Below are 9541 nucleotides of genomic sequence, written 5' to 3'. Positions count from 1 at the left end.
TCTTCGTCGCCCAGTCGCCTCAGGTTTTCCGCCAACAGCACGTTGTCGGCGACCCGGAGAAAGCGATCGTACTTCACGTTTTGCTTGGTCGAATCCGGTTTGGGCGTATCGGCCAGTTCGCGATACCGTCTGTAGTCTCGATGCTTCTCGATCGCTGCCACAAACTCCCCAGCACGTGACGTCATCAATTCAATCGAAACGGGATTGACGACATTGGCCAATTCCGGCCACCTGCGTTTCAAATCGCCGGCGATCTTTCTGCGTAACTGTTCCGATGACGATTCGGGGGCACGGCGGCGGGAACGTCCGCGGCGACGTCCCTCCTCGAGCGCCTTCCAGGCGTCGACCAAGCGATCGTTTCCGGTCAGGTTCAGCTGTTCGGACAGGCCTTCGAGGATCGCCGCTTGCGTCGTGGTGGCCAGGCTGAGTACCAAGTCATACGATTCTTCGTTGGAGAGAAGTTCTGAATCTCCTTCCGCGAATTTGCTGTACTGACTGAGAAACTCGCCCGAGGTTTTGATCGGCAAATCAATCGTGTCGGCGGTCAAAATCGTGTAAGCATGGGCCTCGTCGAACGAAACGACGCCGTCGTGGTTGTAATCGGGCGGGTTGATCGGATCGCCCGTTCGCGACCGGCCGGACAGTGCTGCCCAAAAATAGGTGCTGTATTCGACATAGCTCGATTCGTCGACTTCCGGTGTGCAACCGGCCGCGGGGCGATCGTGCACGGTTGCAAAGAACGCGCAGCGACGTTGCGGAGAAAGCCCCCGATCGGGTTCACCGCCGTTGTAGATCAGTTTGGCGAACCCGCCGGAGTGGCACTGAACCATGATCGCGACCACGTCCACTCCGACCGCAAGCCCATCGAGCAGGCTAACAAACTCCCGCATCTTGATCGACGAATTATTCCACGTTGCGATCGTCGTGTTGTACGGATCCTTCGAGTCGGCACTTCGGTTGCCGTGCGCGGTGACGAACAGCAGCAGCCGATCGCCAGCGGTCATCGTGACGCCGATTTCGTCGAACCACTTGCGAATGTTTTCCGGTCGTGTGCTGCCGCGCACTTCTGGGATGCGATGATTTCGATACGACAATCCCAGTGATGATCGACTGCCGAAGAACTCCGCCATCAAACGATTCGCTTTGGGAATCGTTTGTGGATCCATCACCTGTACGTCCGCGCCGTTTGCGCTGCCGTCGGAGAAATAGATGTCGTTGTGCGTCTGGTCCAGATTCGTCTCGTCCAACACCCGCTGAAAAAACAGCACGTTGTTTTCCAGCGACGCTTGGTTGCCCGACGGGGAGTATCCGCCGCCGATGGTCAGAAAGTAATCGGCCGCCCGCGCCGGCAGCGGTGCCAGCAGTGCCGACGCGACCGCACAACAGGACAACCGAATCGTTCGAGAGGACGTTCGTCGCATCGTTCCGCCGCTTCTGTATCGGTGAGGGATGGGGGCAAAGGGCAATACAGCTAAGTTAACATCAATGAGGGGCCCGGACGCTGGCGCGAACCGGCTGATATCAAACGAATATGAGCCGTTTGGCGCGAGCCTACGGGCCCTCACCCAAGGAAACGACGCTTAACTTAACGGTATTGGGCCAAATGGTCGCATGAGTCGCGATTCTCCGATCCCATTGTAACGCCAATTCAATCCGCGTAGCGTCAAATGATCTTGCAGCCGAGCCGCCAAGGGGCGTTACCGAACGCTCCGATCGGATTCGCGACGGAGCGGGACGATCTGGATCGCGTTGAACATGGAATAGGAACTTCCGTCGCGATGGCTGATGAATTTGACGTCGTTTCCACGCCAAACGTCGAAGTCGAATGTCACATATTGAATGCCTTCGGTCATCGGCTGCGACCGATAGCCGTGGGTGCCGTCGTTTGCCGTCGCCTTTTTGCCGATGCTTTCATCGGCGATTCTCAATTCGATGTTGGCGTTCTGATCGGGTGCGTCGCCATGGGCATACACGTACGCCCGATAGCGTCCCGGTTCCAAATCCAGGATCGTCACTTCCAAATCCTTGCAGCGGCAATTGTCATAGATGTAGCCGTGGAAAACGCCCGACTGGCCTGCGATCCCCCACGCTCCGTCGTGTCGTGAAATGCGCAGACGCGCCGTGCTCGGACGCATGTCGCTCAGCCGCATGAAGTCTTTGGCCGTGGTGCCGACGCTGACGAAGTTCCAGACGTCTCCGCTTGATCCGACGACGCCATCGTAGTGCTCGACGCCGGGGTCATGGGCAAAGCCGATATTCAACATGCCTGTCGACCGTGACTGGGCCGACGCGCCGACGCCGCTAACGAGCGACGTGATGATCGCGAGCCCAGCGTGTAACAAGCGGTGGCGTAACTTGGAGGAACACAACATTGCACCAACCTGTTGAGCGAGGTGTCAGAAGAAAGTGGTCCGGCCAGTGATCCACGTCCGGGCTCCAGTTCACACCCTTTTTTGATAACAAAGTGCATTTGATCTGATGAGGTCGAAAGCTCCAAAATCAGAAAGCTTTTACATTTCACCGCCAGTCCCGAGTCTCCATGCGGCGTGCTCAGTGCGGCATGCTCAGTGCAGCGTCTCAGTGCCGTGTGAGCTTGATGCCCGAGAGGACAGGGACGCCTTGCTTGGCGATGAAGTTGACCTGCAATTCGTTGCGGATCTCGACGTCGCGGAACGTCAGCGTGGACGTGGTGTGGTCGACGCCGTCGATCGTGACGTTTTCGGCGACGCGTTTGTTTTGCAGATGGACGTCAAACACCCGAACCTCTTTCTCGCCCGGATCGGGAGCCGCAAAGACCAGTTCGATGGCGTAGCGTTTCGCTTCGCGCACTTCCTGCTGCTCGCTGGGGGCATCGTCTTTGTCGGTCAGCACCAGGGCCAACCGCAGTTCCGTGATGCCGTCGGCTCCCGAGGCTGCGACCCACGGCCGATCGGCGAAGGGGGCGGTGGACGAGTGGCGGGAGAAATAACGTGTGTCCGGGTTCGTTGTGACCGAAAGTGGTGGCGAATCGCCGGCGACGACGGGGTGTTCCAACCACAACATGCCGTCTTCGTCACGACGATCGCCGGGGGCGCCAAAGTTGATCGCCAGGTTGCGAATCATTTCGCCGGGCCGGGTGTCCGAGGCGCCGTTGTGCACGCTCCACGTTTCGATCTCCGGCATGTGAACGAGCGCCAATGAGGTTTGGTTTTGATAGGCGCAGCTGCACGTGCGGGTGTAGTCGGGGGCGTTCAAGACGCCGTTGGCAACGACCAGATTGGCTGTGCAACCGGATTTGAATCCGCCCAAGTTTCCCGTTCCCGAATGGGTCAGCAAATCGTAGAAGCCCGCCGCACCGGAGCGGAACGTCAGCAGGTTCTCGCTGGCGATGATGTTGTTGCAGCCGTACGCACGGGTGATTTTCCACGGTTCCGATTCACCGGTTAGCGGATTCTCGAGCAGCTTGGGCTTGCCGGTTTCTAAGAAAAAAGCACCGGCGGATTCGGAGTAAGAGTTGGCGTTGGTGATGATCAAATCGTTGTGCAAGATGCACGGTCCAGAATACTGCAACGACGGATTGCTCCATTTCACCGATCCGTCGTCGCCGTGGTAGACCGCCATGCCCGCGGCGACTTCGTCGGCCAACCGGTCGCTGGCCTTGGCACCGGCCTGGAGCAGCAAGTCATGTTGCTCGGAATAACCCAGCCAACTGCCGAAGATGTTGTCGCTGATTTCCCAGGCTTGCTCTCCGGTCTGAAAGTCGAAGGCCACGATGCGGTAGGTGTCGCTGCGTGACCGACCGCGACGCAGCAACGCGTCGGCGATTTGTTTGGGCGTGCGATCGAGGCAATAGACTTTACCGCCACCGGCAACGATTCCGTTGTGCCAAAAACTGTGACGGGCGTCGACTTGCCAGAGTTGTTTGCCGCTGTGCCGATCAAATCCGACGAGCGCCACGCTGGCGGCGCGATCATAGCTTTTGGATCCGAAACCGGCTTTGTTGGATTTCAGTTTCTTGTCGGAATCGAAGGAGAGATTGTTTCGCTCGCGATACATTGCGAATCCGAGGCCGCCGATCAAGACGTCTTTGTAAACCCCCAGATAACCCCACTGCTCTTGCGCGCCCGTCGATAACGGTGGAAGCTGGAAATCGGTGATCAACTCTCCCGTCGCCGGATCAAGTGCGTGGCAAACGCTTCCTTCGACGATGTAGACACGGTCCTCGGTGACGACGTAATTCGTCCCGCGAGCGTTCGCACCGGGGATATGCACTTGGTTGTACTTCGGATCAAGCGGCAGGTTCTCGTAGGTCTGGTCGTAGTAGACGTCATAGGTGCCCAGGTCGGCGAAGTCGCGTTTCCAGAGGACGCGGCCGGTGTAGACGTCGCGGGCGCTCAGCGAGTTCATGCCCTGAATAAACAAGCGGCCGCCGACCACCTGTTCCGGTGGACCATGCCCGTGTCGCGGCAGCACGTCCATGTTGCTGCTGCCCCCGAACCACAGCACACCCAACGGCAGCTTGACACGGGAGTCGTTGGATTTGACGGTGTTGGCGATGTCGCCGTATTGATGGGTCCAGTCGGCTGATCCCGGCAGGGCACCCGCGCGGCGCACGATCACGCCGTGCGAGCCGGTCGTGACGACGGCTTGTTCCAGATTCATCGCATCGACGCGTTGTGCGATCGCATCCTGGTTGTCGCGACCGAGCAGATGCATGACGCCGCCGTAGGGGCGTACGGATTGATAGACGGATTCGATTTCGGCTTCGTTGAGCGTTTCCGCATCCGCGACGAATACCATGTTCGCGACGTAGTTCGGTGGTTGGAATGATCGGGGATCGCCGTGGTGGACCGTGACGCGGCCGTAATGGCCGTCGGCGTCCAGACGTCGGCGCGTCTGATCGATTGCGGCGGCATCCGTGTCGACAATCGCCAGTTGTACAAAGGGTGACTCGGCCGCCAGGGCTATTGCCGTCGGATCGTCGCAGCGACCGAACCAGAACGCGAATCCGGAGGCATCGCCGGTGGCCAGTAATTCACGAACGATTCGGTGCGCGGAGTCGGAAGCGTTCCGTGGACTCGTCGGCAGCAAGTTCAGTTGCTCACGTCGCGGATAGGTGTTATTGCTGCGGCGACCGTACGCCAGCAGGTGCCCGTCGATCGAGACGGCAAACAGTTTGCCATCGGCAACGATCAATCGCTCGATCGGTTTGTCGGTCGGAATTGACTTGACGATCCTTGCGGGACGGTCTTCGTCGGGCAATTGAATCACGGTGATCTGATTTGCCCCGGCCGCGATCAATTGGTGGTCCGCCAAAATCAAATCGCCACTGCCGTCGGCCTCGATTTCCCAATCCAGTTTTTGATCGGCTCGGTAGGCTCGTACAAGGCTGCGATCGTCTTTGGATTCCGCGGAATAGACCGTGCCGTCGTGCAGCACGGGTTCATTGGGCATGAACGCGGTTTTGACACCGTCGTCCAGCGTGAAGGCCCGCGTTCCTTTCTTGCGCGTGTGAACATAGAAGTGTTGGTGGTCCGCGGCGACGAAGGAACCACCGGTTCCTTTTCCCCCGGCGTTTAGTTCGAAGTAACGCATTTCACCGTCGCTGCGCTGAAACACGGCCGGGACGGAGCGACCGCCCGGCACGATCAACAGCGACTCAGTTGCCACCAATGCCCCCTGTGGCGCAACCCCGGCAAACGACGGGGCGCTGTGCGGCTGTTTGATGTACTGCGAACCGGTGCGATCGTTGACCCAGCGGACTTCGCCGGTCTGTGCATCGAGTGCGTAAATGAATGTGCCCATGAAGGGCCAAATGCTGGCGGCAAAGTAGACGGTGTCGTCACGCACGACCGGACCACCGCGGGCCGGCCAGGCCGAGGTCAGCCGCCGATTGCCGATCGCGTGCTGTGAACTCGGCGCGCCGTTGAATTTCCACCGCAGTGTTCCGTCGGCGGCATCGACGCAGTACAGGTAGCCGTCGTCGCTGGTGAAGTAGACCTGTCCTGCCGATCCCACCGGTGGCATGCGGACGGGGGCTTCGGTGTAAAACGTCCAAAGCTCTCGGCCGGTCTCGGTATCCATCGCGACCACCTTATCGCGGTCGTTGAATCCAATGATCAGGCGACCGTCGATGACGATCGGTTCGAAGACCCGGTCATAGGTCATCAAATCCAAGTTCAGCGGATCATCCCAAGCCTGAGTGCGTTCGGAGAACTGTTTCTCCCAAATCAGGCCCAATTCGCTGTCCAGCTCGTTCGGGCTGGCAGCCGAGCGGGCGGCGTCGTATCGCCACATCGGCCAGTCGTCGGCGACAACGACGGACGACGTCAGGAGGATCAGGAGGACCAGGTGGGAGACGTAGTTCGCGAGCCTGCGAGCGGTCATTCGAATTCCAGGAGGGGTGAGTGGCGGGAGCGCCAATGTGATGGCGCTGGCTCTGAGGGTCCGTCCGCATTCTCGGCCTTTCAAACAGGGCAGGAGCGGACAACGGCGGGAGGAAGGACGGGTGGGCGGAAAGGCTGTCTGTCACGTATTCCTGCCACCGATCTCGGACATCTTACCCGGCAACGACTTGGCAATCAGCGCGAAACCTTAAGAATGAAGGCATCTTCATTCCAATTCGGATGCCGTCGACACATCAAGCGGAATTTCAAATGTTTTTTTCCAGATCCCTTCTCGTTGCGATCGCGATTTTCGCCTTGTGGCCGGTGTCGCTATCGGCCCAGTCGGCCGGCGACTCCGGCAGCGATTCCTCCCCGCCCGCCGTCCGAATCAACGACCCGCAGATCCCGATCGATCAATTGCAGATCAAGGTCAAACCGATGACCAAAGCGGAGCTCCAACGCGAGGCCGACGCGTGGTTTCGATTGCTGCGAAAAAAGGGCGGGCAAATCGCCGAGGCTCGCTTGGGGGTGAAGCAGGTGATCAGCGATCTGGAAACCACGGCTGCCGAAGCGACCGACGCTGCCGGAGCGGCGACGGGTTCGGGAGCGGCCGACGCCGGCGCCGAGGTTGAGATGGCGGAGGCGAAGCAAGGTCTGCTGGCAGACGTCAATGTCCTTCAGGATGAGCGAACGGCACTGAGCGACCGGTTGGAAGTCGTGCTCACGTCGCTGGAACGAAAGGGAGGCGACGTTGAAGAGTATCGCAGCTACATCGCCGCGGTCTCGGGAATCGAATTGGACACCTCCGATATCGAAGCGGCTTGGTCGGGGTTTGTCGGTTGGTTGTTGTCCAAGGAAGGCGGTCAGCGTTGGGCTTGGAATCTGGCTCAATTTGTTGCCGTACTGCTGATCACGGCCATCGTCTCGCGAATCATCGCCAAGAGCGTCAACTGGGTGCTCGATCGCAGGGTCAAGATCTCTCAGTTGGCCGAACGGATGATTTCCAATTCGATCAAGAATGTGGTGTTTGTGATCGGGTTTGCGGTTGCACTGACCACGCTGGAGATCGATATCACTCCGATCGTGGCGGCGATCGGGGCAACCGGACTGGTCGTCGGTCTGGCCCTGCAAGGCACGCTCAGTAACTTTGCCAGCGGATTGATGATCCTGGTCAATCGTCCCTTCGATGTCGGCAACGTCGTCACCGCCGGCGGCATCACGGGGACGGTCGACAAAATGAATTTGATCTCCACGACGTTCCGGACCTTCGACAATCAAACGATCCATGTGCCCAATAACTCGATCTGGAACAACGTCATCACCAACATCACGGCCAACGAAAACCGTCGCGTCGACATGGAATTCGGCATCGGGTACGGCGATGACTTCGAGCAAGCCGAACAGATCATCCTGGAGGTGGTCAAGTCGCACGATCTGGTCTTGGAGGATCCCGCACCAGTCGTCGTGACCCATGCCCTGGCGGATTCGTCGGTCAACATCGTCTGTCGGCCCTGGGCCAAGACGAGTGATTGGTGGCAGGTCAAAACCGACGTCACTCGCGCCGTGAAGCGTCGCTTCGATGAAGCCGGCATCTCGATCCCGTTCCCCCAACGAGACGTCTACGTGCACCAAGTCGATGCGCCGGCGAAGTAGTCGTGATTGAGGGGTAGCGGAACGAACCCCGCAAATCACACGGGAAAAATGCTTCATCGCGTTGCCCACTCGCGATCAATCTGAGAGGTGCGTTTCTAGGAACCCGTTTGTGTTAGCAATTCGCCGTCGTTGGAAATCAGCCTGGAAAGCTCAGGAAGCTGTCTCGTCCTGAGCTGATCGTAGAGCGTTTCGCGATCGTCACCGAGCGACTCGAGGAACGTCTTCCGCGTCGATTCAAAAACGTTCTCGGTGCCTTCGGTGACCGACCAGCCGGACTGAATGAACATGTAGTAACGCGCGACCAATCGAAGATTCTTCAATTGTGCACGTGTCACTTGATCGATCGTCGCGAGAGAGTCTTGTTGATGGATTTGCGCAATTAATTTCAGCCGTTTGGCGTCGTTGCCAAGCCGGACGATGTCACGACGCAACGTGTGGTTGACGCCATCGGCCTCCTCTCGCCCCCAGATATCGAACCGTCGCTGGGACGGGTCGGGCCGAATCCGCTGCTTCAGCAACGCCGCGGTGATCTCGGTGGCAAGAGCAACCAACTCGGCAGCCTGCCGTGCGGTGACCGATTCGGGCGGCACTCGCACAATGGCCTGGAGGGCGGTTCTGGCACCGCGTGGGGCATCGGCGACCCCGTCGTATCCGCTCTGGCCGCCGTCGGCATAGTCTTGCAAGCGGGTCAGTAATTGTTCAATCGTTTCCGGCGTTCGATCGCGATCGGCGCGTTCGAGTGCGACGTCGACGAACCACTCGAGGCCTGGGCCATCGAGCACCGACTGTTCGTACTCTCGTAGCACATGCATGATGCGCTGGCTGCCGGCGAGTTCAGGTTGGTCGATGATCTGCACCAGCGCGTTGGGAAGCATGCTCATGACGTGTCGTGCCGTTTCCGCTTGGTCTTCGCGAGCGTTCTTGGCGGCGTATTGGCTGACCGCGTCTTTCAGTGTCAGTCCGAAAGCACGCTGACGGAGTGCCACCAAGTCGTCGCCCGCGATCGGCGGCGCAACGTAGGGGCGGCTGCCGGAGATCGCGGCCCGGTAAAACGCATCGTCGCTCGACAATTGCCACGAAGCCGTTTCGCCGTCTACGGTGGAGTCGACATGATGGAAGATCTCGTGATGAAACGTGAGCGCTAATTGTCCCTCGCTGTACAGGGCGGCGGCGATCGCGTCGCTGCCGTTGTAGACGCCAAAGTATCGGTAACCGCGGAGCTGTTCGTCATAGGGTCGATTTCGATCCGACGTTCTCTTTGACGCGCAGGCGGCGAAGACACCGACGGTCTTTAGCCCGACTTCTTCCAGATACCTGGGCGGATACATCTTTGCTTCCTGCAGACAAATCGCCGCGGCGCGTGCCTTCCCGCGATCGTCGAGCGGTTTGAGCACGTCGTGGTATCGACCGGGCGGAAGTTCATCGCGATGAAAGACGAGTGTGGCGCCGGAATAGTCGCGGAACGATCGCAGCAGCGAATCGAGCGTTGGTTCGCTCGCGATCGTCGACGTGAACGCCAGCGA

General features: G+C 59.2%; 5 protein-coding genes. 1 reads left to right on the top strand and 4 read right to left on the bottom strand.

Features of this window, described 5'->3' with window-relative positions; translation table 11 throughout:
* From ABX749_RS10710 to ABX749_RS10700, 3 genes are all read right to left on the bottom strand, one after another.
* Nucleotides 1–1421 (bottom strand): hypothetical protein (locus tag ABX749_RS10710; RefSeq protein ID WP_372895971.1); only part of this gene is annotated, 1421 nt, incomplete at its 3' end.
* Between the two features lie 276 nt (nucleotides 1422–1697).
* The gene (locus ABX749_RS10705) at nucleotides 1698–2264 is read right to left on the bottom strand and encodes a hypothetical protein (protein WP_372895970.1); all 567 of its coding nucleotides are present in this window, start codon (nucleotides 2262–2264) and stop codon (nucleotides 1698–1700) included.
* A 313-nt stretch (nucleotides 2265–2577) separates the two neighbouring features.
* Complete coding sequence (locus tag ABX749_RS10700; RefSeq protein WP_372895969.1) at nucleotides 2578–6366, bottom strand: PQQ-binding-like beta-propeller repeat protein; 3789 nt, start codon at nucleotides 6364–6366, stop codon at nucleotides 2578–2580.
* Nucleotides 6367–6635: 269 nt separating this feature from the next.
* Between ABX749_RS10700 and ABX749_RS10695 the strand changes: the two genes are divergently transcribed.
* On the top strand, nucleotides 6636–8018 hold the full coding sequence (locus tag ABX749_RS10695; protein WP_372895968.1) for a mechanosensitive ion channel family protein: 1383 nt from the start codon (nucleotides 6636–6638) through the stop codon (nucleotides 8016–8018).
* 95 nt (nucleotides 8019–8113) lie between these two features.
* Here the strand turns inward: ABX749_RS10695 and ABX749_RS10690 are convergent.
* On the bottom strand, nucleotides 8114–9541 hold a 1428-nt coding region (locus ABX749_RS10690; RefSeq protein WP_372895967.1), incomplete at its 5' end, for a hypothetical protein.

The sequence above is a fragment of the Stieleria sp. genome (assembly GCF_041595215.1).
In the GTDB taxonomy this organism is placed as follows: Bacteria; Planctomycetota; Planctomycetia; order Pirellulales; family Pirellulaceae; genus Stieleria; species Stieleria magnilauensis.
Note: the sequence above shows the minus strand (reverse complement) of the source record. Positions and strands in the feature narration are given on the sequence as shown.